The organism is Streptomyces sp. NPDC037203 (assembly GCF_055605065.1).
Window position 1 is genome coordinate 599,429 of record NZ_JBVJUC010000002.1, and the last position, 26,193, is coordinate 625,621.

Annotated in this window: 22 protein-coding genes and 1 tRNA gene; 14 read left to right on the forward strand and 9 right to left on the reverse strand. The window is 70.5% G+C overall.

The window, feature by feature from the left end; all coding sequences use genetic code 11:
- Positions 1–11: 11 nt before the first annotated feature.
- The 3 genes from ACZ7EC_RS07150 to ACZ7EC_RS07160 form a co-directional block, all read right to left on the reverse strand.
- The gene (locus tag ACZ7EC_RS07150; protein ID WP_471059009.1) at positions 12–851 is read right to left on the reverse strand and encodes a DUF4429 domain-containing protein; all 840 of its coding nucleotides are present in this window, start codon (positions 849–851) and stop codon (positions 12–14) included.
- A 66-nt stretch (positions 852–917) separates the two neighbouring features.
- A complete protein-coding gene (locus ACZ7EC_RS07155; RefSeq protein WP_471059011.1) occupies positions 918–2,138 on the reverse strand; it encodes an alpha/beta hydrolase in 1,221 nt (406 codons plus the stop codon).
- A gap of 184 nt (positions 2,139–2,322) precedes the next feature.
- The gene (locus ACZ7EC_RS07160; RefSeq protein WP_471059013.1) at positions 2,323–2,949 is read right to left on the reverse strand and encodes a TetR family transcriptional regulator; all 627 of its coding nucleotides are present in this window, start codon (positions 2,947–2,949) and stop codon (positions 2,323–2,325) included.
- Between the two features lie 218 nt (positions 2,950–3,167).
- Between ACZ7EC_RS07160 and ACZ7EC_RS07165 the strand changes: the two genes are divergently transcribed.
- On the forward strand, positions 3,168–4,703 hold the full coding sequence (locus ACZ7EC_RS07165) for an MFS transporter (protein WP_471059753.1): 1,536 nt from the start codon (positions 3,168–3,170) through the stop codon (positions 4,701–4,703).
- Between the two features lie 246 nt (positions 4,704–4,949).
- Here the strand turns inward: ACZ7EC_RS07165 and aceE are convergent, their stop codons facing one another.
- The gene (gene aceE, locus ACZ7EC_RS07170; RefSeq protein ID WP_471059015.1) at positions 4,950–7,697 is read right to left on the reverse strand and encodes a pyruvate dehydrogenase (acetyl-transferring), homodimeric type; all 2,748 of its coding nucleotides are present in this window, start codon (positions 7,695–7,697) and stop codon (positions 4,950–4,952) included.
- 460 nt (positions 7,698–8,157) lie between these two features.
- On the opposite strand from aceE, the gene ACZ7EC_RS07175 reads away from it, so the two are divergent.
- From ACZ7EC_RS07175 to ACZ7EC_RS07200, 6 genes are all read left to right on the forward strand, one after another.
- Positions 8,158–8,595, forward strand: coding sequence for a DUF3052 domain-containing protein (locus tag ACZ7EC_RS07175; protein ID WP_471059017.1), 438 nt, complete (start codon positions 8,158–8,160; stop codon positions 8,593–8,595).
- 121 nt (positions 8,596–8,716) lie between these two features.
- Complete coding sequence (locus ACZ7EC_RS07180) at positions 8,717–9,175, forward strand: peroxiredoxin (protein ID WP_471059019.1); 459 nt, start codon at positions 8,717–8,719, stop codon at positions 9,173–9,175.
- A gap of 138 nt (positions 9,176–9,313) precedes the next feature.
- Complete coding sequence (locus tag ACZ7EC_RS07185) at positions 9,314–9,889, forward strand: calcium homeostasis/redox stress adaptation protein (RefSeq protein WP_471059020.1); 576 nt, start codon at positions 9,314–9,316, stop codon at positions 9,887–9,889.
- Positions 9,890–9,993: 104 nt separating this feature from the next.
- The gene (locus ACZ7EC_RS07190) at positions 9,994–10,572 is read left to right on the forward strand and encodes a TerD family protein (RefSeq protein WP_397986133.1); all 579 of its coding nucleotides are present in this window, start codon (positions 9,994–9,996) and stop codon (positions 10,570–10,572) included.
- 63 nt (positions 10,573–10,635) lie between these two features.
- Complete coding sequence (locus ACZ7EC_RS07195) at positions 10,636–11,775, forward strand: DUF475 domain-containing protein (protein WP_471059021.1); 1,140 nt, start codon at positions 10,636–10,638, stop codon at positions 11,773–11,775.
- Between the two features lie 90 nt (positions 11,776–11,865).
- The gene (locus ACZ7EC_RS07200; protein WP_471059022.1) at positions 11,866–12,591 is read left to right on the forward strand and encodes a TerD family protein; all 726 of its coding nucleotides are present in this window, start codon (positions 11,866–11,868) and stop codon (positions 12,589–12,591) included.
- Between the two features lie 31 nt (positions 12,592–12,622).
- Here the strand turns inward: ACZ7EC_RS07200 and ACZ7EC_RS07205 are convergent, their stop codons facing one another.
- Positions 12,623–13,384 (reverse strand): TerD family protein, encoded by a 762-nt coding sequence (locus ACZ7EC_RS07205; RefSeq protein ID WP_471059024.1) that lies wholly within the window; start codon positions 13,382–13,384, stop codon positions 12,623–12,625.
- A gap of 180 nt (positions 13,385–13,564) precedes the next feature.
- Here ACZ7EC_RS07205 and ACZ7EC_RS07210 point away from each other — a divergent pair, with 180 nt between their 5' ends.
- Genes ACZ7EC_RS07210 through ACZ7EC_RS07220 form a run of 3 tightly spaced genes read left to right on the forward strand, consistent with a single transcriptional unit; the run spans position 13,565 to position 18,067 of the window.
- Positions 13,565–14,731 carry an HpcH/HpaI aldolase/citrate lyase family protein gene (locus tag ACZ7EC_RS07210; protein ID WP_471059026.1) on the forward strand — a complete coding sequence of 389 codons (1,167 nt, stop codon included), beginning with the start codon at positions 13,565–13,567 and terminating at the stop codon, positions 14,729–14,731.
- Positions 14,732–14,765: 34 nt separating this feature from the next.
- Positions 14,766–17,261, forward strand: a complete 2,496-nt coding sequence (locus ACZ7EC_RS07215) for a phosphoribosyltransferase (RefSeq protein ID WP_471059028.1) — start codon at positions 14,766–14,768, stop codon at positions 17,259–17,261.
- Positions 17,261–18,067, forward strand: coding sequence for an HAD family hydrolase (locus ACZ7EC_RS07220; protein ID WP_471059030.1), 807 nt, complete (start codon positions 17,261–17,263; stop codon positions 18,065–18,067). Before ACZ7EC_RS07215 ends, ACZ7EC_RS07220 begins: the two co-directional genes overlap by 1 nt.
- An 11-nt stretch (positions 18,068–18,078) precedes the next feature.
- Here ACZ7EC_RS07220 and ACZ7EC_RS07225 read toward each other — a convergent pair whose 3' ends face one another.
- A complete protein-coding gene (locus ACZ7EC_RS07225; protein WP_471059032.1) occupies positions 18,079–18,288 on the reverse strand; it encodes an FmdB family zinc ribbon protein in 210 nt (69 codons plus the stop codon).
- Between the two features lie 281 nt (positions 18,289–18,569).
- Here ACZ7EC_RS07225 and ACZ7EC_RS07230 point away from each other — a divergent pair, with 281 nt between their 5' ends.
- From ACZ7EC_RS07230 to ACZ7EC_RS07240, 3 genes are all read left to right on the forward strand, one after another.
- The gene (locus ACZ7EC_RS07230; protein WP_471059756.1) at positions 18,570–20,705 is read left to right on the forward strand and encodes a transglycosylase domain-containing protein; all 2,136 of its coding nucleotides are present in this window, start codon (positions 18,570–18,572) and stop codon (positions 20,703–20,705) included.
- A gap of 49 nt (positions 20,706–20,754) precedes the next feature.
- Positions 20,755–22,053: a polysaccharide deacetylase family protein gene (locus tag ACZ7EC_RS07235; RefSeq protein ID WP_471059034.1), complete on the forward strand. Its 1,299-nt coding sequence runs from the start codon at positions 20,755–20,757 to the stop codon at positions 22,051–22,053.
- A gap of 186 nt (positions 22,054–22,239) precedes the next feature.
- Positions 22,240–23,355: an amidase domain-containing protein gene (locus ACZ7EC_RS07240; protein WP_471059758.1), complete on the forward strand. Its 1,116-nt coding sequence runs from the start codon at positions 22,240–22,242 to the stop codon at positions 23,353–23,355.
- Here the strand turns inward: ACZ7EC_RS07240 and ACZ7EC_RS07245 are convergent.
- Positions 23,343–23,897, reverse strand: a complete 555-nt coding sequence (locus ACZ7EC_RS07245; RefSeq protein WP_471059036.1) for a DUF4383 domain-containing protein — start codon at positions 23,895–23,897, stop codon at positions 23,343–23,345. The genes ACZ7EC_RS07240 and ACZ7EC_RS07245 overlap by 13 nt on opposite strands.
- Positions 23,898–24,008: 111 nt before the next feature.
- On the reverse strand, positions 24,009–25,412 hold the full coding sequence (locus tag ACZ7EC_RS07250; RefSeq protein ID WP_471059038.1) for a hypothetical protein: 1,404 nt from the start codon (positions 25,410–25,412) through the stop codon (positions 24,009–24,011).
- 179 nt (positions 25,413–25,591) lie between these two features.
- Between ACZ7EC_RS07250 and ACZ7EC_RS07255 the strand changes: the two genes are divergently transcribed.
- Positions 25,592–25,663: transfer RNA gene (locus ACZ7EC_RS07255), tRNA-Val, on the forward strand.
- A 139-nt stretch (positions 25,664–25,802) separates the two neighbouring features.
- Here ACZ7EC_RS07255 and ACZ7EC_RS07260 read toward each other — a convergent pair.
- Positions 25,803–26,156, reverse strand: coding sequence for a hypothetical protein (locus ACZ7EC_RS07260; protein WP_471059040.1), 354 nt, complete (start codon positions 26,154–26,156; stop codon positions 25,803–25,805).
- Positions 26,157–26,193: the final 37 nt, after the last annotated feature.

Sequence of the window (26,193 nt, forward strand, 5' to 3'; positions counted from 1 at the left end):
CGGCGGACGCCTCAGAGCTCGGCCAGCAACTCGGCCTTCTTGCCGGCGAACTCCTCGTCGGTCACCAGCCCGGCCTGGTGCAGTTCCCCGAGGTGCCTGATCCGCTCGGCGATGTCCGCGGGGTCGCGGCGGCACTGCGGCACCGCGGGCACCGGCCGGCGCGCGCGTACGGCCGCGAGCACCGCCGCGGCGAACGGCAGCGACTCGTGCACCGGGCCGTAGCCCAGTCCGAACACCACCGCCGCCGGGTCCTGGTCGGGTTCCGGTACCGGCTCCGTGCCCGCGGCGCGCAGCCGCAGGAACCCCTTCAGGGCCTCCGGCGAGCGCCACTCCACCCCGCTGAGCTCGGCGACCGCGTAACTCCGGTCGCCCGCCTTCCACTTGGCCGTGGACGCGCCCGTCCAGGACCAGCGGAACTGCACGGACGTCCCGTCGAACGTCGCCTTCCCGTCGTACGCCTTGAACTGGAGCGGCGCCGTGGGCGCGGCCACCAGATACCGGTCGGCCGGCCCCGACTCCGTCAGCAGCGCCGCCAGTTCCTCGGCGCAGGACGCCGCCTGGGACTCCCGCTCGGCCGGCACGACCAGCCGGTACGGATCGGAACCCTCCTTCAGCTGCCCGTCCGCCGCGTCCATGAGTGGATCCGCGCCCGCTCGGGGCACCAGCCGCAGGACGAGGGTGCCGCGCCGGCCCGGCGCGAGCGTGACCTCTTCCAGCGCGGACAGCGGAATCCGCCGCTCTCCGAGCGCCTGGAACAGCTTCGGTGCTCGAATCCCCCGTTCGTAGCGGATGAGGACGGAGTCGGACTCGAACTCCCAGACGGCATGAAAACCCGCCAGTACGTCACCCATGCGGCTCATCGTATGCGGCCCGACCTCCTCCGTCGCCACCTTCGCGGACCGCACTTCCTGCTGTTTCTACGCGCGTTGGGCCGTCGTCGCGGCGGGCAGACCGGAGCGGCACCCGTCATTTCCGTCGGCGCACGTCACCGCGGAGTACGCGCCGGTGCCGATGTCGGCGAGGTTGCGCAGGCTGTCCGTGCCCGGCGTGAAGTACCCGGCGTGGCCCTGCGCGTCCCGCGCGGACAGCACCCGCGCCCCGAAGCCGGCGGCGACCGGATCGGCGCCGTGCCCGAGCCCGCCCAGCTCCAGGTACGGCACGTCCTGGATCCAGTCGGTGGCGTCCCGCATGGCCCACACGCGCGCGGTGGTGCCGAGGTCGGCGGCCTTGGAGGTGCGCATGCCGGGGCTGGCGGCCACCGCTATGTCGGCGACCCGTGCGGGCATGTCGTGCGCGGCGACCCCGCACAGCACGGAGCCGTAGCTGTGGCAGAACAGCGACACCGGGGACCGGCCGGGCAGGGCCCGCAGCAGCGCGTTCAGCCGCAGAGAGCCCTCCGCCGCGCGTGCCCCGGTGGCCGCGTCCACCCCGAGGCCGTCGGGGGCGGTGTAGTCGGCCCAGGCGATCACGGCCGTACGCGTCTTCGGGGCGGCGGTGTGCTCCGCCGCGAACAGCGCCTTGGCCATGCCGACCGGGGCGGTGTAGGGGCGGTTGGTCTTCTGGAAGGTGAGCAGATCGGTGTCGACACCGGGGACGACGACCGAGATCCGCTGCGCCGTGGCCAGGTTCCCGAAGACCTCGGCGATGCGGCCGGCGCCCGCCGGGTCGAAGGACAGGATCTGGCGGCCGGGGGTCAGCAGCGACTCGTAGCGGTGCATACGACGGCCGGCGTCCTGCTGGCCGGCCGTGCTGAGCCGGTTGTCGTGCATCCGTTCGCGCTCGACGTCGCGCTGCTGCTCCAGGGCGATGTGGTTCGCCTGGTAGCGCAGGGCGGCCGGCGCGCCGTTCATGTTGCCCACCGCGAGCGGATAGCGGTGCGCGAGGCGGCCGCGGTCCTGGGCGGAGAGCGAGACGAAGAAGCGGGTGAGTCGCGCGGGGCCGGCCTCGGGGTCCGGCAGCCGCTGTCCGTGCAGGGTGCCGTGCGTCCACTGGTCGAGCGACGCCTGGAGCGGGCCCGACTCGCGGTGGGTGTGCAGGGCGGTCCAGCCGGTGGTGGCGAGCATCACGAACACGACGGCCAGCGCCAGCATCGCGCGCCAGACGTTGAGTTGCGGGGAGGAGGGGTCGAAGGAAGTCACTGGGAGGACACACTAGGAGAACGGGACGGTCTCGCGGTAACCCAGTGACCGGGATCACGTTTCGACGGAGATCGAACACGCGGTGAACGATCTTTTCGGCCGGTCCCGGTCGATCTGCCGAACACCCCGTCGGCGGCCCCCCGGACACACTTGTGCCGATCTTCGCGGCATGGTGCCAACGGCCTCAGCCCGCGCGCCAGTTCCCCTGGAGGGCCGAACTCACCTGATCGAGGTAGGCGGCGGTAAGCGATCTGACGGCCTCCAGGCTGAAGTCCCGGCCCAGGCACCACTGCCGTTCCGTGACCCGAATCACCCCGCCGAACACCGCCACCGCGAGCCGCGGCCGGGGGTCCGTGTCCACGTCCACGCCCTCCCGCTCGGCCAGTAGCCGGGCGAGGGACTCCTCGACGGCGGTCGAGCGGCGCAGATGGGCGGCGAGCAGCGCGGGCGTCGACTCGATCGTCCGGTACATCCGCAGATACAGCTCCATCGGCACGGTGGACTCGACGGTCTCCCGGATCGGCTCCCAGTCCTCGAGGAGGGCGTGCCGCAGCGCCTCCATCGGAGCCTCGTGCGGCGGCCGGGCGCGCAGGGCGGACAGGAAGAGGGCCTCCGTCGTCTCCTGCACCGCGAAGGCCGCGTCCTCCTTGCCCGCGAAGTAGCGGAAGAAGGTGCGCTGCGAGACGTCGCAGGCCGCGGCGATCTCGTCCACCGTCGTGCGCTCGTACCCCTGCGTGGTGAACAGTTCGAGAGCGGCCCGCAGCAGCGACTCCCGAGTGCGCCGCTTCTTGCGTTCGCGCAGCGTCTCCATGGCCCCTCGACGGCCCCTTTCCGAACATCCGGCCTGATCGAAGTGGATCGGCGTGGACCGACAGTCTGCCCTGTCAGTCACCGACTTATGAAACTGTTTGTCAACTGTCAGTGGCTGTCACTAGTCTCGAACGCATGACTGGTCAGACCACCATCGACGCGACGGGGCCGGGCGACGGAGCCCCGTCGGCCCCGGCGGAGCAGGCCGCGCCCACCGGGATGCGCGGCCACCCGTGGCTCACCCTGATCACCGTGGCCGTAGGGGTCATGATGGTGGCCCTGGACGGCACCATCGTGGCCATCGCCAACCCGGCCATCCGCGACCATCTGCACGCGACCTTCGCCGACGTGCAGTGGATCACCAACGCCTACTTCCTCGCCCTCGCGGTCACCCTGATCACCGCGGGCAAGCTCGGTGACCGCTTCGGGCACCGGCAGACCTTCCTCATCGGCGTGACCGGCTTCGCCGCCGCCTCCGGCGCGATCGGGCTGTCCCACAGCATCGCCGCGGTCGTCACCTTCCGCGTCTTCCAGGGCCTGTTCGGCGCGCTGCTGATGCCGGCCGCGCTCGGCCTGCTGCGGGCCACGTTCCCGGCCGAGCGGCTCAACATGGCCATCGGCATCTGGGGCATGGTGATCGGCGCGTCCACCGCGGGCGGCCCGATCCTCGGCGGCGTGCTCGTGCAGCACGTCAACTGGCAGTCGGTGTTCTTCATCAACGTGCCGGTCGGCGCCATCGCCCTGGTCCTCGGCCTGCTGATCCTGCTCGACCACCGCGCGCGCAACGCCCCGCGCTCCTTCGACGTGCTCGGCATCGCCCTGCTGTCCGGCGCGATGTTCTGCCTCGTCTGGGCCCTCATCAAGGCGCCGGGCTGGGGCTGGGGCGACGGCAGGACCTGGGGCTTCATCGCCGCCTCGGTCCTCCTCTTCGCGTTCTTCGCGTTCTGGGAGACCAGGGTCGCCGAACCGCTCGTGCCGCTCGGCCTGTTCCGTTCCGTGCCGCTGTCGGCCGGTGTGGTCCTGATGGTCCTGATGGCCATCGCCTTCATGGGCGGCCTGTTCTTCGTGACCTTCTACCTCCAGAACGTGCACGGGATGTCCCCGGTGAACGCGGGCCTGCACCTGCTGCCGCTCACCGGCATGATGATCGTCGCCTCGCCGCTCGCCGGCGCCGCGATCACCAAGCTCGGCCCGCGGATCCCGCTGGCCGGCGGCATGGCCGCGACCGCGATCGCGATGTACGGCATGTCCACGCTGAAGGCCGGCACCGGCAGCGGCGTGATGTCGATCTGGTTCGCCCTCCTCGGCCTCGGCCTCGCCCCGGTCATGGTCGGCGCGACCGAGGTCATCGTGGGCAACGCGCCCATGGAGCTGTCCGGTGTCGCCGGCGGTCTCCAGCAGGCCGCCATGCAGATCGGCGGCAGCCTCGGTACGGCGGTGCTCGGCGCGGTGATGGCGTCCAAGGTCGACAGCGCGCTGCCGGGCAACTGGTCCCGCGCGGGGCTGCCGCCGCTGACTCCGGCCCAGCTGGACCAGGCGTCGGAGGCGGTGCAGGCAGGTGTGGCGCCGGTGCAGAAGGGAATACCGGCGCCGGTCGCCGCCAAGATCACTTCCGTGGCGCACGACACGTTCATCTCCGGGATGAGCCTCGCGTGCCTGGTGGCCGCGGGCGTCGCCGTGGTCGCGGTCCTGGTCGCCCTGCTCACCAAGCGCGGGGACAACGCGGAGGCGGGGGCCGGCGTGGGTCACATCTGACCCGCGGTCGCCCGGCCGGGTGATGTGCGGGGCGTTCGCTGGCGTGGCGCGGCCGGGGCGGGACAGAGTTTCCACCGGTAGCCGGGTTTGCAGACGCGCACGGCAGGAGGGGGGCGGTGCGCGTCTGTAGACCGCCGAGGGGGCCGCCGGGTGGGGGCCCGCCGGTGGGGGTGCCCCCTCGGGGGAGGCACCCTGCCGGTGCCGGCGAGCGTCACCCCGCCCCCGGCCCGCCCCGGCAGACCTGGACTACGCGTCGCCCCCGGCGACACCAGGATGCGCCGCGGTGACGTCCAGCACCTGGTACCGGTCGATCGCCTGCTTCAGTACCGAGCGATCCACCTTCCCCGCCCGTGCCAGCTCCGTGAGCACCGCCACCACGATCGACTGCGCGTCGATGTGGAAGAAGCGCCGCGCCGCCCCCCGCGTGTCCGCGAAGCCGAACCCGTCGGCGCCCAGCGACTGGTAGGGACCGGGCACCCAGCGCGCGATCTGGTCCGGCACCGACCGCATCCAGTCCGACACCGCCACGAACGGCCCCTCCGAGCCGCTCAGCTTGCGCGTCACGTACGGCACCAGCTGCTCCTCCTCCGGGTGCAGCAGGTTGTGCTGTTCGCAGGCCACCGCCTCCCGCCGCAGCTCGTTCCAGGACGTCGCGGACCACACCGAGGCCCGTACGTTCCAGTCCTCCGCGAGGATCCGCTGCGCCTCGAGCGCCCACGGCACCGCGACACCGGACGCCATGATCTGCGCCGGAACCTCCCCGCCGGGGCCGTCGGACAGCTTGTGGATGCCCTTGACGATGCCCTCGACGTCCACCCCGGCCGGCTCCGCGGGGTGCTGGATGGGCTCGTTGTAGACGGTGAGGTAGTAGAAGACGTCCTCGCCGTGCGGGTGCTCCGCCGAGCTGCCGTACATCCGCCGCAGCCCGTCCTGGACGATGTGCGCGATCTCGTAGGCGTACGCCGGGTCGTACGCGACGCACGCCGGGTTCGTGGAGGCCAGCAACTGCGAGTGCCCGTCGGCGTGCTGCAGCCCCTCGCCGGTGAGCGTCGTACGACCCGCGGTCGCGCCGAGGACGAACCCGCGCGCGAGCTGGTCGGCCATCTGCCAGAACTGGTCGCCCGTGCGCTGGAACCCGAACATCGAGTAGAAGACGTACACCGGGATCATCGGCTCGCCGTGCGTCGCGTACGCGGACCCCGCCGCGATCAGCGAGGCCGTGCACCCCGCCTCGGAGATGCCGTCGTGCAGCATCTGGCCCGTCGGCGACTCTTTGTAGGCGAGGAGCAGTTCCCGGTCCACCGACTCGTACTGCTGCCCGAGCGGGTTGTAGATCTTCGCGCTCGGGAAGAAGGAGTCCATGCCGAAGGTGCGGTACTCGTCCGGCGCGATCAGTACGAAGCGCCGCCCGATCTCCTTGTCCCGCATGAGGTCCTTGAGCAGCCGCACAAAGGCCATCGTGGTCGCGATGGACTGCTGACCGGTGCCCTTCTTCACGGTCGCGTACGCCTTGTCGTCCGGCAGCGCGAGCGCCTTGGAACGCACGACGCGCGTGGGGACGTACCCGCCGAGGCCCTTGCGGCGGTCGTGCATGTACTGGATCTCCTCCGAGTTCCGCCCCGGATGGTAGTAAGGCGGCAGGCCGGACTCCAGCTCCCGGTCGGAGATCGGCAGGTGCAGCCGGTCCCGGAAGCGCTTCAGGTCGTCGACCGTCAGCTTCTTCATCTGGTGCGTGGCGTTGCGGCCCTCGAAGTTCGGGCCCAGCGTCCAGCCCTTGATCGTCTTGGCCAGGATGACCGTCGGCTGGCCCTTGTGCTCCTTGGCTGCCTTGAAGGCCGCGAAGATCTTGCGGTGGTCGTGGCCGCCGCGGCCCAGGTGCAGGATCTGGTCGTCGGTCAGGTTCTCGACCATCGCCCGCAGCCGGTGGTCGTCGCCGAAGAAGTGCTGCCGGATGTACGCGCCGGACTCGGTGGCGTACGTCTGGAACTGCCCGTCCGGTGTCATGTTCATCTTGTTGACCAGGACGCCGTCCCGGTCCTGGGCCAGCAGCGGGTCCCAGGAGCGGTCCCAGATCAGCTTGATCACGTTCCATCCGGCGCCCCGGAAGACCGACTCCAGCTCCTGGATGATCTTGCCGTTGCCGCGCACCGGGCCGTCCAGGCGCTGGAGGTTGCAGTTGACCACGAAGGTCAGGTTGTCCAGGCCCTCGCGGGCCGCGAGCGTGAGCTGGCCGAGCGACTCCGGCTCGTCCATCTCGCCGTCGCCCAGGAACGCCCACACATGCGACCTGGAGGTGTCCGCGATGCCGCGCGCCTCCATGTAGCGGTTCATCCGCGCCTGGTAGATCGCGCCCAGCGGGCCGAGGCCCATGGAGACCGTCGGGAACTCCCAGAAGTCCGGCATGGAGCGCGGGTGCGGATAGCTGGACAGTCCGTTCGGGTACGCCGACTTCTCCTGGCGGAAGCCGTCCAGCTGGTGCTCGGTGAGCCGGTCCAGCAGATAGGCGCGGGCGTAGATGCCGGGGGAGGCGTGGCCCTGGAAGAAGACCTGGTCGCCGCCGTCGCCCTCGTCCTTGCCGCGGAAGAAGTGGTTGAAGCCGACGTCGTAGAGGGACGCCGAGGAGGCGAAGGTGGCGATGTGGCCGCCCACGCCGATGCCGGGCCGCTGGGCGCGCGAGACCATCACGGCCGCGTTCCAGCGGGTCGCGTTCAGGATCCTGCGCTCGATCTCCTCGTTGCCCGGAAAGAACGGCTCGCTCTTGGTCGGGATCGTGTTGACGTAGTCCGTGCTGCGCATCTCGGGCACGGCCACGCGCTTCTCGCGGGCCCGCTCGATCAGCCGCAGCATGAGATAGCGGGCCCGCTCCCGGCCGCGTTCGTCCACGACGGCGTCGAGGGAGTCGAGCCACTCCTGGGTCTCTTCGGGATCGAAGTCAGGAACCTGACTCGGAAGGCCGCCAATGATGATCGGGGTGCGATCGGATCCGGAAGCCACGCTGTTCCTTACCTGTCGGAGGGCCGGTTGTCGCTGCTCGTGCCTACTGCTCGTCGGCACTGCCGCTCATGCCTACTGCCAGTGCCCGCGCCGTTCCCCATCGTGTACCGCGGGAGGACGTCCGTCATCTCCACCGTCGCCACCCCGCGTACCGCCGGAGCACACCGCCGGTCAAAACGCAACGATACGCCCGAGGTGTGACGCGCTTGGCAAAGTTGTTCGATGGTTCCGGCCGCGGAAGATTCCGCCGAGCGCAAACCGGGCACATGCGGGTGATGTGGGTGGCGCGGAATCGAGATACGGTGCCAGGAGTTGCCACGACACGGCCGGGATCGTCACCGTTTCGGCGGTCAGGACGGCCGGGTACTTGCGCTATCCGCCCCGCCCGTGTGGACTACGGCCAATGCTTCGCGCACGCGCGTGGCTGAGATATTCACCAGACATGATCAGGAGGCAACCCGTGAGCGCGACCGCGGACCACGCGGAGGAGCGGACGAACCCTGCCGCCAGGCTGGGGTTCCAGCCCGGACAGGTGGTCCAGGAGATCGGCTACGACGAGGACGTCGACCAGGAACTCCGCCAGGCCATCGAGGAAGCCATCGAGGGCGACCTGATGGACGAGGAATACGACGACGTGGCCGACGCCGTCGTGCTCTGGTTCCGTGACGACGACGGCGACCTGACGGATGCGCTGGTGGATGCCACCACGTACATCGAAGAGGGCGGCGCGATTCTGCTCCTCACGCCGAAGACCGGCCGTTCGGGATACGTCGAGCCGAGCGACATCTCGGAAGCCGCGACGACGGCCGGCCTCACCGCCGCCAAGAGCGTCAGCGTCGGCAAGGACTGGAGCGGCAGCCGGCTGGCCACGCCGAAGGCGGCCAAGTCGAAGCGGTGACCGCGACCGGACGGGCCGGATCTCGCCCCGGCCCGTCCGGAACCCAGGTGATCGCTGCGTAGGGTGGAACCGAGCGTTTGCTGTGCTCTCACCCGAACAGCCCACCGAAGGGAAGCACGACATGGCGATCCAGGTCGGCGACAAGGCACCCGACTTCGAGCTCAAGGACAACCACGGCCGCACTGTGCGGCTCGCCGATTTCCGCGGCGAGAAGAACGTGGTCCTGCTCTTCTACCCCTTCGCCTTCACCGGCGTGTGCACCGGCGAGCTGTGCGAGCTGCGCGACAACCTGCCGAAGTTCGCCGACCGCGACACGCAGCTGCTCGCCGTCTCGAACGACTCCATCCACAGCCTGCGGGTCTTCGCCGAGCAGGAGGGCCTGGAATACCCGCTGCTCAGCGACTTCTGGCCGCATGGCAACGTCTCGCGTGACTACGGCGTCTTCGACGAGGACAAGGGTTGCGCGGTGCGGGGCACCTTCATCATCGACAAGGAAGGCGTCGTGCGCTGGACCGTGGTGAACGGGCTGCCGGACGCGCGCGACCTGAACGAGTACGTGAAGGCGCTCGACACCCTCTAGTCGGCCGGTCGGCCGAACCTGGGAACCTTCGGGTCCAGGGTCTGCGGGGGGCGGGAACTCGTCACTAGGATCGGCTCGTTGATCCCATATCCGAAGCACGACGGGGCTCCCCGCCCCTCGACACCACATGGAGGACTCGTGGGAGTCAGCCTCAGCAAGGGCGGCAACGTCTCGCTGACCAAGGAGGCACCGGGCCTGACCGCCGTCATCGTCGGACTCGGCTGGGACGTGCGCACCACGACCGGCACGGACTTCGACCTCGACGCGAGCGCGCTGCTGCTGAACAGCTCCGGCAAGGTCATCAGCGACCAGCACTTCGTCTTCTTCAACAACCTCAAGAGCCCCGACGGCTCCGTGGAGCACACCGGCGACAACATCACCGGTGAGGGCGAGGGCGACGACGAGCAGATCAAGATCGACCTCGCCGCCGTCCCCGCCGACGTCGACAAGATCGTGTTCCCGGTGTCGATCTACGACGCCGAGAACCGCCAGCAGTCCTTCGGCCAGGTGCGCAACGCGTTCATCCGCGTCGTCAACCAGGCCGGCGAGACCGAGATCGCCCGCTACGACCTCAGCGAGGACGCCTCCACCGAGACCGCCATGGTCTTCGGCGAGCTGTACCGCAACGGCGCGGAGTGGAAGTTCCGCGCCATCGGCCAGGGCTACGCGTCCGGGCTGCGCGGCATCGCCCAGGACTTCGGCGTCAACGTCTGACGTCCGACGTCCGACAGCTGGTACACCGTCCGGCGCCGCGCCGTTTACGGCCGGCGCCGGACGCGCAGGAAACAGGAAGCACCGTCAGGGGAGGACCAGCAAACATGGGCGTGACGCTCGCCAAGGGAGGCAATGTCTCCCTCTCCAAGGCCGCACCGAACCTCACCAACGTCATGATCGGGCTCGGCTGGGACGCGCGCTCCACCACCGGCGCCCCCTTCGACCTGGATGCCAGCGCGCTGCTGTGCGGCGCCAACAACCGGGTGATGGGCGACGAGTGGTTCGTCTTCTACAACCAGCTCAAGAGCCCGGACGGTTCCGTCGAGCACACCGGTGACAACCTCACGGGTGAGGGCGAGGGCGACGACGAGTCGATCCTGGTGGACCTCGCCAAGGTGCCCCCGCAGTGCGAGAAGATCATCTTCCCGGTCTCCATCCATATGGCCGACGAGCGCGGCCAGACCTTCGGACAGGTCTCCAACGCGTTCATCCGGGTGGTCAACCAGTCGGACGGTCAAGAACTCGCCCGGTACGACCTCAGCGAGGACGCCTCCACCGAAACCGCCATGATCTTCGGCGAGCTGTACCGCTACCAGGGCGAATGGAAGTTCCGGGCGGTCGGTCAGGGGTACGCGTCGGGGCTGCGCGGCATCGCTCTAGACTTTGGGGTCAACGTTTCGTAAAGCCGTGCTCGGCGCGGGGGAGACCCTCAGGGGAGGCGCCCCCACAACACGATGGGGTAACCAGTGCTACTGAAAACCTTCGGCTGGTCGTTCGCGGTCACCGCGATCGGCTTGGTGGCCGCCGTGTTCTACGGGGGGTGGGAGGCCTTCGGGGTCGTGGCGATCCTCGCCGTCCTGGAGATCTCGCTGTCCTTCGACAACGCGGTGGTCAACGCCGGAATCCTGAAGAAGATGAACGCCTTCTGGCAGAAGATCTTCCTCACGGTGGGCGTCCTCATCGCAGTCTTCGGCATGCGGCTGGTCTTCCCCGTCGTCATCGTGGCCATCACCGCCAAGCTCAACCCGGTCGACGCGGTGCACCTCGCCTTCGCCGACAAGGACCGCTACCAGCAGCTCGTCACCGATGCCCACCCGGCGATCGCGGCCTTCGGCGGCATGTTCCTGCTGATGATCTTCCTGGACTTCATCTTCGAGGACCGGGACATCAAGTGGCTCCAGTGGATCGAGCGGCCGCTCGCCAAGCTCGGCAAGGTCGACATGCTGTCGGTCTGCATCGCCCTGATCGTCCTGCTGGTCACCTCCTTCACCTTCGCCACCCACGCCCACCAGCACGGCGGCGCGCACGTCGACAAGGCGCAGACGGTTCTGATCTCCGGCATCGCCGGCCTGATCACGTACATGATCGTCGGCGGTCTCTCCGGCTTCTTCGAGGACCGCCTCGAAGAAGAGGAGGAGCGCGAGCACGAGGCGGAGGAAGAGGCCGCCCGCTCGGGCAAGCAGAAGTCGGCCGTGCTGCTGGCCGGCCAGGCCGCGTTCTTCATGTTCCTCTACCTGGAGGTCCTGGACGCGTCCTTCTCCTTCGACGGCGTGATCGGCGCCTTCGCCATCACCAACGACATCGTGATGATGGCCCTCGGCCTCGGCATCGGCGCGATGTACGTCCGTTCGCTCACCGTCTACCTGGTCCGCCAGGGCACCCTCGACGACTACGTCTACCTGGAGCACGGCGCCCACTACGCGATCGGCGCCCTGGCCATCATCCTCATGGTCACCATCCAGCACGAGATCAACGAGGTGATCACCGGCCTCGTCGGCGTCGTCCTGATCGCCCTGTCCTTCTGGTCCTCCGTGCGGCGCAACCGGGCCCTCGCCGCGGCCGAAGGCGGCAGCGGGGAGAAGGCCGGGGTCCCCTCCGGGGTGTGACACCCTGATCCATGAGGAACGCTCTGTTCGGGGCGGCGGGCGCGGCCGGCCGCCCCGGACGCATGAGGGACGACGACCTGGGGGCGGGACATGGGCTTCTTCGACGGACTGCTGGGCGCTCGCGCGGTCGACTTCGACTCCGGCAACGCGACCAACGCCATCGAACTCACCAAGCGGCGGCACTCGGCGTCCCTCACCAAACAGGGCGCGGCCACCGGCCATCTGCGCGTCAACCTCACCTGGCGGATGCGCACCTCCGACTTCGACGCCCAGCGCCCCAGCCTGCTGCGGCACCCCCTCAGGGCCCTGAAGCCGCCGGAGATCCAGGGCCACGGGCAGAGCATGGTCGACGTCGACCTCGACCTGGGCTGCCTGTACGAACTGACCGACGGCACCAAGGGCGTCGTACAGCCGCTGGGCGACTACCTGGGCGACATCAACGCGGCGCCGTACATCAAGATCAGCGGTGACGACCGGTTCGGCTCGGGCTCCGGCGAGACGATGTACATCAACCTCGACCACCGCGAGGCCATCAAGCGGATCCTGGTCTTCGTGTACATCTACGACCAGACCCCGGCGTTCGACCGCACGCACGCCATCGTCACCCTGTACCCCAGCAGCGGCCCCCGCCTGGAGATCAGCCTGGACGAACGCCACCCCCAGGCCCGCTCCTGCGCCGTCCTGCTGATCGAGAACGTCAAGGGCGAGCTGATGGTCCGCCGCGAGGTCAAGTTCGTCTACGGCTTCCAGGCCGAACTGGACCGGCTGTACGGGTGGGGGCTCCAGTGGGGCCGGGGATACAAGACGAAGGTCTGATCCACGGGGACGGTTCCGCCGTCCCCGGTTCCTACCGCCCGATGAACTGCGGGCCCTGCGGCGGCAGCCGGAAGTCCGGGTCCGGGGCGAACGGCGCGGGCGCGGGCCGCGGGTAGCCGTATGCCGGTGCCGAGGCCGGCGGGGGGAAACCGTAGGCCGGCTGCGGTGGCACCGCCGAGGTCGGCTGCTCCGGGGGCAGCGGCTGGGAGGAGGTGACGCCCTCGTCCGCCGCCGGCTGCTCCGGTTCCTCCGACTCGTCCACCGAGATGCCGAAATCCGTGGCGAGGCCCTTGAGACCGTCGGAGTAGCCCTCGCCCAGCGCCCGGAACTTCCAGCCCTCCCCGCGGCGGTACAGCTCGCCGCAGATCATCGCCGTCTCCGCACCGGTCTCCGGCCTGATCTCGAACACCGCCCACGGCTCGCCGTCCGCGACGGCCGCGTCGTACAGCGTGATGCTCAGATTCGGCACCTGGTCGAAGGTGACCCCGTCCGCGGACGCCACCAGCAGGATCCGTCCGATCTCCGGCTCGACCCCCGCCAGCTCCGACTGGATCGTGTCGGTCAGCCCCTCGGCGACCCGCTTCTTGCCCAGCCGCCACACCTTCCCCGACGGGTGCCGGGGCTGGTTGTAGAAGACGAAGTCCTCGTCCGAGCGCACACGGCCGTCCGGGCCCAGCAGCAGTGCCGACGCGTCCACGTCCGGGACCGACGTCCCCGGCGTCCAGCGCAGCACGGCGCGCACCGTGGTGGCCTCCAGCGGGACGTTCGACCCTTTCAGCATCGCGTGCGTCATGCCCGTCATCCTGCCCTCTCGGCCCTGGCCACGACAATGCGGGGGGTGTCGGCGGCCGACATGGTGGAGTTACCGGAAATTCACACCAGGAGGGAACCCCGGACAGGTCTCCCTACGTACTATTACCGGCCACCCTTTACCGAATCCTCAATCTCTGGGCCATATCTCTTGGGGAGTCTTATGCGTCATTTCGGGCATATCGCCCCCGAGGTCCGGCAGCGCCTCTTCCACCGGGAGCCGTGCGCGTTCACCACCGACTCGCCGGCCGGACTGCTCGCCGCCGCCCTCGGCGCCACGCTGTACAGCCCGGCCACCCGGCCGCGGCTCGCCGACGACGTCCTCAAGCAGGCGGGCAACGGCGTGGTCTCCATGGTGCTGTGCCTGGAGGACTCCATCGGCGACGCGGACGTCGCGGCCGGTGAGGAGAACCTGGTCCGGCAGTTCGCCGACCTCGCCTCCCGGCCGGGCGCGGAGCCCCCGCTGCTGTTCGTCCGGGTGCGCACCCCCGAGCAGATCCCCGACCTCGTCCGCCGCCTCGGCCCGTCCGTGCGGCTGCTGTCCGGATTCGTACTGCCCAAGTTCACCGGGGAGCGCGGACTGCCCTTCCTGGAGGCCCTGACCGCCGCCGAGGCCGGCGTCGGGCGGCGGCTGTTCGCCATGCCGGTCCTGGAATCCCCGGAGCTGCTCTACCGCGAGTCGCGCGTGGAGACCCTGGAGGGCATCTTCCGCGCCGTCGACAAGTACCGCGACCGCGTCCTCGCGCTCCGCCTCGGCGTCACCGACTTCTGCTCCTCCTACGGCCTGCGCCGCGCCCCCGACATGACCGCGTACGACGTCCAGGTCGTCGCGTCCGTCATCGCCGACGTGGTGAACATGCTGGGCCGCGCCGACGGCACCGGGTTCACGGTCACCGGGCCCGTGTGGGAGTACTTCCGTCTCTCCGAGCGCATGTTCAAGCCCCAGCTGCGGCAGAGCCCCTTCCTGGAGGTGCAGGCCGCCGAGCTGCGCGCCAAGCTGCTGGAGCACGCCATGGACGGGCTGCTGCGGGAGATCTCCCTCGACCAGGCCAACGGCCTGCTCGGCAAGACCTGCATACACCCCTCCCACGTCCTGCCCGTGCACGCGCTGTCCGTGGTCAGCCACGAGGAATACAGCGACGCCCAGGACATCCTGCGGCCGGAACGCGGCGGCGGGGGCGTCCTCAGGTCCGCCTACACGAACAAGATGAACGAGGTGAAACCCCACCGCGCCTGGGCCGAGCGCATCCTGCTGCGCGCGGAGGTGTTCGGCGTCGCGCGCGAAGACGTCAACTTCGTGGAACTGCTCGCCGCCGGAATACCCGGCTGACCACCCCGGTCCGGGGAAACACAGCAAGGAACGCATGAACAACGCAGTGAACGACGGGGTCTGGTCCGGCAGCTGGGTCGCCGAGCGACTCGGAATCGGACTGGAGGGCACCGACGGCCGAAGCGGCGCGGACCTGCGGGCCATGCTGGGCCTCGCCCTGCGCCGCAACCCCAAGCGGGCCCATCTGCTCGTCTCCCACGTGCTCGGCAAGCACGTCCCGCAGACGCCGTCGGTGGTGTACGGCCACGGGGTGCGGCTCGGCCGCCGGGTGCACGCGCTGCTGGGCCCGGCCGAGGCGGCCCGCGCGGTCGTCCTCGGCTACGCGGAGACCGCGACGGGACTCGGGCACGCGGTGGCCGACGGGCTCGGCACGGCGCCGTACCTGCACTCCACCCGGCGGCCGGTCGCCGGAGTGACCCCCGCGGGCGGGTTCGAGGAGTCGCACTCCCACGCCACCTCGCATCTGCTGCTGCCGTCGGACCCCGGACTGCTGGGCGGGGACGGGCCGCTGGTGCTGGTGGACGACGAGTTCTCCACCGGGAACACGGTGCTGAACACGATCCGCGATCTGCACGCCCGGTATCCGCGGCGCCGGTACGTGGTGGTCGCGCTGGTGGACATGCGGCCTGCGCGGGACGTCCGGCGGCTGGAGCGGTTCGCGGGGGAGATCGGGGCGCGGGTGGACCTCGTGTCCGCCGCGTCCGGGGTGGTGACGCTGCCCGAGGACGTGCTGGACAAAGGACGGGCGCTGGTCGCGCGGTACGAGAGCGGGGGCGGGCCTCACGCGGCTGCCACCGACTCGGGGGCGCAGCCGCGGAACGTCCCGCCCCGCGCCCCCGAGTCGGTGGACCTGGACTGGCCGGCCGGCCTTCCCGACGGGGGCCGGCACGGATTCACCCCCGCCCACCGCGCCCGCCTGGAGGCCGCCCTCCCCGCGATGGCCGGGCGAATATCCGGCGCCCTCCCCGCCGGCGCCGGGAAGATCCTGGTCCTCGGCTCCGAGGAGCTGATGTACGCCCCCCTCCGGCTCGCCGGTGAGCTGGAGCGGGTGCTGGACGGCGAGGTGCGGTTCTCCACCACCACCCGGTCGCCGGTGCTCGCGGTGGACGATCCCGGCTACGCGATCCGCAGCCGCATCGTCTTCCCCGCGCACGACGAGCCGGCCGACGGGCCCAAGGAGCGCTACGCCTACAACGTGGCCGGCGGCGGTTTCGACGCCGTCGTCGCCGTGGTCGACTCGGCCGGCGACACCCCCGCGCTGCACGCCCCGGACGGCCTGCTCGCGCGGCTCGCCGAGCAGGTGCCGCACGTGCTGCTCGCCGTCGTCCCCTCCTTCGTCCCCGAGCCCCCGCACGCTCCCGAAAGGCCGGCCATGCTGCCCGAGCCCCTCCGCGGCCCCGCGTTCTCCTCGTACCCGCCCGACGAGGTCGGTTGGCTGCTCCAGGACCTCTCCGACGTCACCCTGGAGGCGCCGACCGAGGAGCGCGAGGAGGCCGTCCAGCGCGGCGGAGCGCACTACGCCGAGTCGCTGCCCGTGGAGTACCAGCCCAGCGCGCGGTACCAGGAGCTGTTCCACGCGGCCCTCGCCACCTCGGCCGCCCGGATCGCCCGCGCCGTCGGCGTGGTCACCGACACGGTCCTCACCGAGCGGTCGCCGCGCCCCGTGCTGGTGTCGCTGGCCCGCGCCGGCACCCCGGTCGGCGTGCTGATGCGCCGCTGGGCGCGGTTCCGGCACGGCCTCGAACTGCCGCACTACGCCGTGTCGATCGTGCGCGGCCGGGGCATCGACGCCAACGCGCTGCGCTGGCTCGCCGCCCACCACGACCCGCGCGACGTGGTGTTCGTGGACGGCTGGACCGGCAAGGGCGCCATCACCCGTGAACTCGTCCAGGCCGTCGAGGAGTTCGAGCGCAAGGAGGGCGTCGCCGGATTCGACCCGGAGATCGCCGTCCTCGCCGACCCCGGCTCCTGCGTGCGCACCTACGGCACCCGCGAGGACTTCCTCGTCCCCTCCGCCTGCCTCAACTCGACCGTCTCCGGGCTGATCTCCCGCACGGTGCTGCGCGCCGACCTGGTCGGGCCGGACGACTTCCACGGCGCGAAGTTCTACCGCGAACTCGCCCATCTCGACGTCTCGTTGGCCTTCCTCGACGCCGTCGAGGCACGCTTTTCCGAGGTCGCCGACAGCGTGGCGGAGGAGGTCAAGGAGCTGCTGGCCGAGGACCGCACACCGACCTGGGCGGGCTGGCGGGCCGTCGAGCGGATCAGCGAGGAGTACGGCATCCACGACGTGAACCTCGTCAAGCCGGGCGTCGGCGAGACCACGCGGGTGCTGCTGCGCCGGGTGCCCTGGAAGATCCTCGCCCACAAGGACGCGGGCGCCGACCTGGACCACGTCCGGCTGCTCGCACAGCAGCGCGGGGTGCCGGTCGAGGAGGTGGACGAACTGCCGTACAGCTGCGTCGGGCTGATCCACCCCCGGTACACGCGCGGGGCGACCGGCGCGGACGGAAAGGCGGTGAACGTCTGATGCCGGTGCTGGTGGCGAGCGACCTCGACCGCACCCTGATCTACTCCGCGGCGGCCCTCGCGCTGACCATGCCGGACGCCCGCGCGCCCCGGCTGCTGTGCGTGGAGGTGCACGAGAACAGACCGCTGTCGTACATGACCGAGACGGCGGCGCGGTTGCTGACCGACCTCGGGAACGCGGCCGTGTTCGTGCCGACCACGACCCGCACCCGCAAGCAGTACCGGCGCATCAACCTGCCCGGCCCGCCGCCCGCGTTCGCGATCTGCGCCAACGGCGGCCATCTGCTGGTCGACGGGGTCACCGACCGCGACTGGCACGCTCTGGTGCTGGCCCGGCTCGCCGACGAGTGCGCGCCGCTGGCCGAGGTCCAGGAGCATCTGGCGCGCACCAGCGACCCCGTGTGGCTGCGCAAGCAGCGGGTCGCCGAGGACCTCTTCGCCTACCTCGTGGTCGAGCGCGAGCTGCTGCCGGAGGAGTGGGTGAAGGAACTGGCGGCCTGGGCGGAGGACCGCGGCTGGACGATCTCGCTCCAGGGCCGCAAGCTCTACGCCGTCCCCGGACCGCTCACCAAGAGCGCCGCCGTCCGGGAGGTGGCCCGCCGCACGGGCGCGGAGCTGACCCTGGCCGCCGGCGACTCCCTGCTCGATGCCGACCTGCTGCTGGCCGCGGACCGGGGGTGGCGCCCCGGCCACGGCGAACTGGCCGACACCGGCTGGCTGGCCCCGCGGATCAGCGCGCTGCCGGAGCGGGGGGTCCTGGCGGGGGAGCGGATCCTGAGGGAGTTCCTGCGGGAAGCCGGGCGGTAGTGCCCCGGCGGCTAGCCGCAGCAACCCCCGCCGCAGCAGCCTCCGCCACCGGATGCCGGGGCCGGTGAGCCGCCGCTGCCGCCCACCGCCACGGCGGACAGGAGCTTCACCGTGTCCGTGTGCCCGGCCGGGCATTCCGCCGGCGCCGAGGACTCCGACATCGGCCGACTCAGTTCGAACGTGTCGCCGCAGCTCCGGCAGCGGTACTCATAGCGAGGCATGAGCACAGGGTAACGGCGGCGCGCGGGCGCGGCCTCAATGTTTTATGAGCGTTTGGCTACAGCAGGAGCTCGTGCGGAGGATTCGAAAACTTCGCTGATAACTTGTGAACGGCCGTTGCGAGGACGCTCAGCTCACCGCGCGAGCAAGAGCGAGTGCGGAGGGGAGACGCATAGTGACCGATGCGTCGCAGGGGGAGGGCCGTTCCGGCCGGGGGCAGCAGCCGCTCGACGCCGACCAGACCCTCCATCTGAGAGTGGACGCCCTGAGAGCCGACGAGACGATGCAGCTGCGCGTGGCCGCGCCGCCCGAGTCGTCGCCCGGCGGCGGGCGGGCCGCACGCAGGCGCAGCGCTCGCCCCTCCGCGCGGGAGCGCGCCGGGAGCGCGACGGCCCGAATACTGGGCCCGCTCGCGCCACTGACGAGCCGGCTCGCACCGTACCTGCGCCCCCTCGCGCGCTTCGCCCGCCGCCTCAAGCCCGCCTACCCCCGCCCCGGCCGCACCGGCTGGCGGCGCTGGACGCCCTCCTGGCGGCAGTGGCTCGGCGGCACCCTCGCCTCCTTCGGCCTCCTCGGCGTCTTCCTGGTGAGCGCGTACGCCCTCACCGGGATACCGAGCGACCTGAACTCGTACGCCACCCAGCAGGACAACGTCTACTTCTGGTCCGACGGCACCCCGATGGCCCGTACGGGATGGGTGCAGCGGCAGGCGATGCCCCTGAAGGACATCCCCCCGGACGTCCGCTGGGCGGTGCTCGCGGCGGAGAACGAGACCTTCTACTCCGATCCCGGCATTTCCGTGAAGGGCATCAGCCGGGCCCTGTTCCGCACCGTGGGCGAGGGCGACACGCAGGGCGGCTCCACCATTACCCAGCAGTACGTGAAGAACGTCTATCTGAACCAGAACCAGACGGTCAGCCGTAAGTTCACCGAGGCGATGATCTCGCTCAAGCTCGACAACAAGATGAGCAAGGACAAGATCCTCGAGGGCTATCTCAACACCAGCTGGTTCGGCCGCGGCACCTACGGCATCCAGCGCGCCTCCCAGGCCTACTACGGCAAGGACGTCAGCAAGCTCAACGCGTCCGAGGCGGCCATGCTCGCCGGACTCCTCAAGGGCGCGGGCCTGTACGACCCCACCCTGGGCAAGGCCAACCACCAGCGCGCGGTGGCCCGCTGGTCCTGGATCCTCGACCGCATGGTCAAGATCCACAAGTTGACGCCGGCCCAGCGCGCCCAGTACAAGACGTTTCCCGAGCCGCTGAAGTCCAACCCGCTCTACAACACCGGCGAGCAGAGCGACTACCTGGTGGAGCTGGCCTCCCAGTACGCCAAGAAGGCCGCGCACCTGACCGACCAGCAGTTCGACCTCGGCGGCTACCAGATCTACACCACCTTCGACCGCAAGCGGGAGAAGGCGCTCACCGACGCCGTCACCAAGGCCCGCAAGCAGGCCGAGCGGGACGACCCCGACACCGCGAAGGACGGCCACTACGGGGCCGCCTCCGTCTCCACCGACGGCCGGATCCTCGCCGTCTACGGCGGCCCCGACCACCGCACCCAGGGCTACAACGAGTCCAACGCCACCACCGTCCCGGCCGGCACCGCCTTCCTGCCCTTCGTCTACGCCGCCGGGCTCGAACACGGCGTCCACACGACCCGCGGCGGGCCCGCCACCCCGGTCACCCCCGACACCGTCTACGACGGCGACAACGCCGTCCCCGTCACCACCCCCGAGGGCCCCTACTGGGACCGCAGCGGCAAGAAGGTCGCCGCGCACAACGACGGTGACAAGTCGTACGGCCGGATCACCCTGCGCGAGGCCCTCGCCAAATCGGTGAACACCCCGTTCATGCAGCTCGGCATGGACACCGGCCTCGGCGAGGTCCGCCAGACCGCCCAGGCATCCGGGCTGCTGTCCGCCAGCATCGGCCCCCAGGTGCCCGCCCTCTCGCTCGGCAGTTCCACGCCCAGCGCCATCCGGATGGCCAGCGGATACGCCACCTTCGCCGCCGGCGGCACCCACACGGAGCCGTACTCGGTGCGCCGCATCACCCGCAACGGCGCCCCCGTCGCCCTGGCCACCCCGCGCCCCACCCGCGCGGTCGGCGCCCGGGTCGCCGAGGACGTCGATCAGGCGCTCACCGACTCCTTCCGCGCCGCCCACCCGGACGTCACCACCCCGGACGTGGCGGGCAAGGCCGGCACCGCCGCCCAGGGCGCCACCGGCGACGGCAGCGCGGACCAGAACACCGCCGCCTGGTACGCGGGGACGGCCGGCTCCGTGTCCACGGCGGTCGTCGTCTACCGCATGGACCTGGCCAAGTCCCTGGAGCCGCTGCCCCTGAAGGGCCTCGCGGGTGCCTCGCCGGACACCGTGCCCTACGCCCTCTGGTCGGCCGCCATGGGCCTGGACTGAGCGCGCCGGGCCCTGAAATTCCCTCGCCCACACGGAGATTGAGCCGCGCATGTCTCGCAAGAAGCAACAGCCGGGCCGGGGCCGGCGTCGCGCCCCCGGCCGCCGCCTCCCCGCCGCCACCCGCCCGCAGATCTTCACGCTCGCCGCCTTCCTCGTCGTGGCCTCGCTGGTGGCCGGCTACCTCGCGCTGAGCCGCCCCGACGACACCACGCCCACCGCCGCCTCCGGCAAGGACGGCCGGACGGCCGCCCCCAAGCCCTCCGCGTCCGCCAAGTGGGACGGCAAGACCCACGTCCTCGGCGACGGCTCCACCTCCTACACCGGGCCGCAGAAGGGCACGCTGAAGGCCGTACCGCTCAAGCCCGGTGAGAAGCCGCCCCAGTTCGTCGTCTTCTCCTGGGACGGCGCCCTGGAGGGCGACGACCATCTCTTCTCGCACTACCGGGAGATGGCCAAGGAGTACAACGCTCACATGACCTTCTTCCTCACCGGCATCTACCTGCTGCCCAAGAGCAAGAAGGACCTCTACCACGGCCCGATGCACCAGCCCGGCGACGCTGCCATCGACTACCCGACCGACGAGCACATCCGCACCACCCTGGAGCAGCTCCGCCTCGCCTACGAGCAGGGCAACGACATCGGCACCCACTTCAACGGCCACTTCTGCGGCGCCAAGGGCGGCGGCGACTGGAGCGTCGAGCAGTGGAAAAGCGAGATCGACCAGTTCTACTCCTTCGTGGAGAACTGGAAGACCAACACCGGTTACACCGACATCCCGCCGCTGCCCTTCGACTTCAAGCAGGAGGTCGCCGGCGGCCGCGCGCCCTGCCTGGAGGGCCAGCCCAACCTGCTGAAGGCCATCAAGAGTTACGGCTGGCGCTACGACGCCAGCTCGCCGGGCGACTTCCAGATATGGCCCGCCAAGAAGAACGGCGTCTGGGACTTCCCGCTGGAGATGCTCCCGTACGAGAACGGCAAGTTCCAGGGTCTGTCGATGGACTTCAACTTCCTCTACAACCAGTCCAACGGCGAGACGGACGGCGATGCCGCCAAGTACCCGCTGTGGCAGCAGCAGACGGTCGACTCCTACATGGCCGGCTTCGACCGCGTCTACTACGGCAGCCGCGCGCCGCTGTTCATCGGCAACCACTTCGAGCACTGGAACGGCAGCATCTACATGAAGGCCATCGACCAGATCATCCCGAAGATCTGCACCAAAAAGGGCGTCAAGTGCGTGTCCTTCAAGGAGCTCGCCGACTGGATGGACGTCCAGAAGCCCTCGACGCTCGCCGCCCTGCGCAGCCTCGACCCCGCGCAGTCCCCGGACTGGTCCACGGTCGTCAAATGACGTAAAAGCAGGCGAGGTTCCACTTGTGCAACCCCCTTCACACACGCCCCGGAAGCCATGCGAAGATGCCCCCTCCCGGTAGGTGTACCGGCATAGAGGGGAACATCATTGAAGTCGAGAAGACTCAGCCGTAAGGGGCGTCGCACCACCATCGTCGGGGCCTCCGCCGCCGCCGTCGTCGCCGGTGTGGCGCTCATACCCAACTGGAGCGCGGGCGCGGCGGTCACCAACGACCCGACCGTGGACGCGGCCACCAAGGCGACCTTCCAGAAGCTCGCCGACGCGGTCTTCACCGACCGCACCCAGGCCCTGGTGGACGGCTCCACCGGCGGCCGCACTCAGCACACCAAGGGCTTCCACGGCTCCGTCCGCCTCTCCGGCGGCCAGAACCGCGAGCAGTCCTCCGCCCTCGGCCAGCTGCGCGCCCGCAAGGACCGGCTCGCCAAGCTGGGCGAGAAGTACAGCGCCGGCACGACCTCGGTGACGCTCGACGCCACCGAGGTGCACGGCCGCAGCGCCAAGGTCGCCGTCACCGAGACCACGTCGCTGACCTACAAGCCCGGCACCACCCCGGCCAAGGGCCCGAAGACCACCGGCTTCCAGGCCCACCACGAGCTGACCTTCCAGGCCGGCCGGGACGGCGACTGGCAGCTCACGGGCATCAAGGACACCGACGACGGCTACCTCGCCGTCAACCAGGTCGCCACGCCCGCCGCGCCCAAGGACGACAAGCCCGCCACCTCGTCCGACGACGGCCCGCCCACCGCGCCCCGCGCGGCCACCAGCTACCCGGCGCCGGCGAACCCCAAAAAGCTCACCGGGGGTACGTACGACTACAAGGCGATGGTCGCCTACGCGCAGAAGTACTGGAACCACTACAACACCGCGTACCCGAACTACAACAACGAGGGCGCCGGCGGCGACTGCACCAACTTCGTCAGCCAGGTGCTGAAGGCGGGCGGCTGGAAGCACGTCCCCGGCTACACCGACGACTACACCAAGTGGTTCGGCACCGCCGACATCCAGTCCGACTCCTTCGTCGGCGTCAACGAGTTCTCCTGGTTCGCGCTGTCCTCCAAGCGCGTCACCCCGCTCGCCAACGTCTACCAGGCGGACCTCGGTGACGTGATCCAGATGGACTTCAACCGGGACGGGTCCAAGGACCACTCCATGGTCGTCACCTACCGGGACAGCTCCGGTGTCCCCTACGTGACGTACCACTCCACCAACACCTACAACAGGTCGGTGGCCAGCCTCGTCGCGTCCTACCCGACGGCGTACTACTACGCCTACAGGACCTGACCTCGCCGGTCGTCCCGCCGCTCCGGCTCCTCCCGCGGGGAGGACTCGGGGTGGCGGGCCCGCCAGTACGGGTTGTCGTGCGGCAGGGCGTGACCGACCCGCCCGTACATCCCGAAGGTCATCAGCAGCAGCCCCACCACGAAGCTGAACAGCACGTTCTGGATGCGGAACGCCAGGAAGTTGTCCGGGGTGTCCAGCAGGGCCAGGAACAGGAACCCGTTCAGCAGGAACAGGATGCCCAGCACCATGTTCAGGGTGGAGGCGACGTTCCCGCCGATCACCATGCCGACCAGCAGCAGCGCGCCGATGCAGATCGAGAGCACGCTCAGGGTGCCGTTCGTGTTCAGCCCGGCGACGGTCGCGCCGCCGATGTCGAAGAACCCGATGTGGTTGATCAGGCCGAGGATCCCGAAGACGACGAGGAACGCGCCGATCAGCCCCGCGCCGACCCGGTACACCAGGTTCAGCCGGTGATCGGTCGGCAGATGCTGATCGAACCGGATCCGCTGCTTTTCCTGCGTGTGCGCTGCGTGTGCGGCCATCTCGGCCTCCCTCGGGCGCTGGCGGCGGCCGTCCATCCCAGAACGTGGCTCCATCAAATATCCGCCCGAACCGGGTCAACCGGCAACATGGCGGACCGCCGGCGCCGCCCCTCAGTGCGCGACGCCCCCGCGGTCCTCCCGGATCCGGGCGACCACCTGCGCCACCGCCTGCCGCACCGCCTCCGTCTCCGTCAGGAAGTGCCAGTAGTCCGGATGCCGGCCGCCCTGAAGACCCGCGACCGCCCGCTCCAGCCGGGCCACCGCCTCGTCCAGCGGCCGGGCGTGGCGCGGATCTGGCGCCGCCCGCCCGGCCATCGCCAGCCGCTGCGCGTCCCGGATCGCGAACCGGGTCCGCTCGATCTCCGCCTGCGGATCCTTCTGCACGGCGTTCAGCCTCGCCAGCCGGTCGCCAGCCGCCGAGACCGCGTCATCGGTCGCGTTCAGCAGCGCCCGCACCGTCGACAGCAGCGAGGTGGCGTCCGCCCAGCGCTGCGCGTCCCGCGCGGCCCGCGCCTCGTCCAGCTTCCGCTCGGCCTGCCGTACGTTCTCCACCGCCTGCGCCGGCACCTGCTGGAGGTCCTGCCAGCATGCCGCCGCGAACCGCCGCCGCAGCTCGCTGAGGACCGGGTCCACCTGCCCGGCGCGCGTGGTCAGCGCCTGTGCGCGGGTGCGCAGCGAGACCAGCCGGTGATCGATCTCGGCGGCCTTGCCGGGCAGCTCCCCGGCCTGCGCCCGGATCGCCCCGGCCTCCCGCTGCACCCGCTCGGCCCGCTCCAGCGTCTGCTGCACGCCGTGCCGGCCCGCGCCCTCGTTCAGCCTGGTCAGCTCGGGTGCCAGCGCGGCCAGCCGGCCGGCGAGGTCGTCGGCGCGCAGCCCCTGCTCGCGGACGCCGTCCAGCGCGTTGCTCGCGGCCAGCAGCGCCTGGCGGGCCCGCTCCACGGCGGGCGCGACGCGGGCGAGCAGGGTCTCGGCCGAGCCCAGCAGCGGAGCGAGTGAGCTGCCGAACCGGTCCAGCTCCTGCTTGACCCGCACCAGTTCGTCCCGCGCCGCCGTCAGCTCGGTGCGGGCCCGCCCCGCCGCACCGGCCTCCAGATCGGCGCGGTCCAGGTCATGGGCGTCGACCGCCTGGATGTACCGCTGGCTGACCTCGTCGATCCGCCGGCCCAGCCCCTCGAAGTCGGCGGCGGCACGGCGGGCGGCGGGGGAGTCGTCCACGGCCGTGATGGTCTCGATCGAGATGCGCAGGTCGCGCTGGGCGGTGTCCAGTTCGTAGAACGCGGTGGCCGCCGCGTCCTTCGCCTCCTGGGCCTGCGCCCGCTGACTCTCCGCCCGGCCGCCGAACCAGCGCCGGGTGCCACCGCCCGCGAACGCCGCGGGCAGCGTGAGCGCGACGAGCACCGGCAGGCTCATCAGGGCGAGGGCGTCACGCAGACCCGCGCTCGCCCCGTGCCGGGTCCGCGGGCCGGACGACGGCGGGTACGACTGTGTCACTGGCGTGCCCGGTCTCGCCGTCACATCCCTCTCCCGTGCTGTGATCCGCCCTGGGGTGCCATTCTCCCACCCTGTACAGACGAACACACGGGCCCGTCAGTTCACCGTGTGCGCGGTGGCCTTTCCCGCCGCGCTCGGGTTTGCCGTGCACCGGCTCGGGCAGGGTAGGCTGTCGACTCGACCTGGGCACCCGCTCAGGACACGGGTGCGTAGCTCAGGGGTAGAGCGCCTGCCTTACAAGCAGGATGTCGGCGGTTCGAAACCGTCCGCGCCCACAGTAGAGGGGAGAAGCCCCCGGCCGTCGTCGGCCGGGGGCTTCTCGCGTCGGTCCACGCCGGCGCACGGCACGCGAGGACCGCGGTCAGGGCGGAGGCCCCGGAGGCGGTGGCCGGCTGGTCGGAGCGGATCGGCCGGTCAGGAATCTCCGGGGTCCCCGGACGTCTCTTCCTCGCGGACGTGCTTCAGCCGGCTGCGTGCCTGCACGCGCTGCTCGGTGGCTACCTCCGCCCAGAAGCGGTGGGTGCTGATGAACACCGCGAGTTCGTGTTCGCGGCGGCGCAGCTTCTCCACCTCGGCCTGTTCGTCGGCCGTCCAGCCCGGCGACGCGGGGCGTTCCACCTTGCGCCAGCCGTTGTCGTCGCTGAAGCCGTCGGCCGGCTCGACCGACCAGGGCAGCCGCCTGAGCAGGGCCGACAGCTCGGCCCTGACCTGGTGCAGCTCCTCCTGGCCGGCGAGGAGGTCACTGGGGAATTCATAGGTCGTAGCCACACGACAATGCTACGCCTGTTCGATTTACGGGTGCGAG

Bases quoted from the DNA above. Each gene is read 5' to 3' on its own strand.
- ACZ7EC_RS07245 (WP_471059036.1), bottom strand. From the start codon at position 23,897: ATGGCCGCACACGCAGCGCACACGCAGGAAAAGCAGCGGATCCGGTTC.
- ACZ7EC_RS07230 (WP_471059756.1), top strand. From the start codon at position 18,570: ATGCAGCTGCGCGTGGCCGCGCCGCCCGAGTCGTCGCCCGGCGGCGGG.
- ACZ7EC_RS07235 (WP_471059034.1), top strand. From the start codon at position 20,755: ATGTCTCGCAAGAAGCAACAGCCGGGCCGGGGCCGGCGTCGCGCCCCC.
- ACZ7EC_RS07160 (WP_471059013.1), bottom strand. From the start codon at position 2,949: ATGGAGACGCTGCGCGAACGCAAGAAGCGGCGCACTCGGGAGTCGCTG.
- ACZ7EC_RS07200 (WP_471059022.1), top strand. From the start codon at position 11,866: ATGGGCTTCTTCGACGGACTGCTGGGCGCTCGCGCGGTCGACTTCGAC.
- ACZ7EC_RS07220 (WP_471059030.1), top strand. From the start codon at position 17,261: ATGCCGGTGCTGGTGGCGAGCGACCTCGACCGCACCCTGATCTACTCC.
- ACZ7EC_RS07180 (WP_471059019.1), top strand. From the start codon at position 8,717: ATGGCGATCCAGGTCGGCGACAAGGCACCCGACTTCGAGCTCAAGGAC.
- ACZ7EC_RS07165 (WP_471059753.1), top strand. From the start codon at position 3,168: ATGCGCGGCCACCCGTGGCTCACCCTGATCACCGTGGCCGTAGGGGTC.
- ACZ7EC_RS07205 (WP_471059024.1), bottom strand. From the start codon at position 13,384: ATGACGCACGCGATGCTGAAAGGGTCGAACGTCCCGCTGGAGGCCACC.
- ACZ7EC_RS07150 (WP_471059009.1), bottom strand. From the start codon at position 851: ATGGGTGACGTACTGGCGGGTTTTCATGCCGTCTGGGAGTTCGAGTCC.
- ACZ7EC_RS07215 (WP_471059028.1), top strand. From the start codon at position 14,766: ATGAACAACGCAGTGAACGACGGGGTCTGGTCCGGCAGCTGGGTCGCC.
- ACZ7EC_RS07225 (WP_471059032.1), bottom strand. From the start codon at position 18,288: ATGCCTCGCTATGAGTACCGCTGCCGGAGCTGCGGCGACACGTTCGAA.
- ACZ7EC_RS07190 (WP_397986133.1), top strand. From the start codon at position 9,994: ATGGGCGTGACGCTCGCCAAGGGAGGCAATGTCTCCCTCTCCAAGGCC.
- ACZ7EC_RS07210 (WP_471059026.1), top strand. From the start codon at position 13,565: ATGCGTCATTTCGGGCATATCGCCCCCGAGGTCCGGCAGCGCCTCTTC.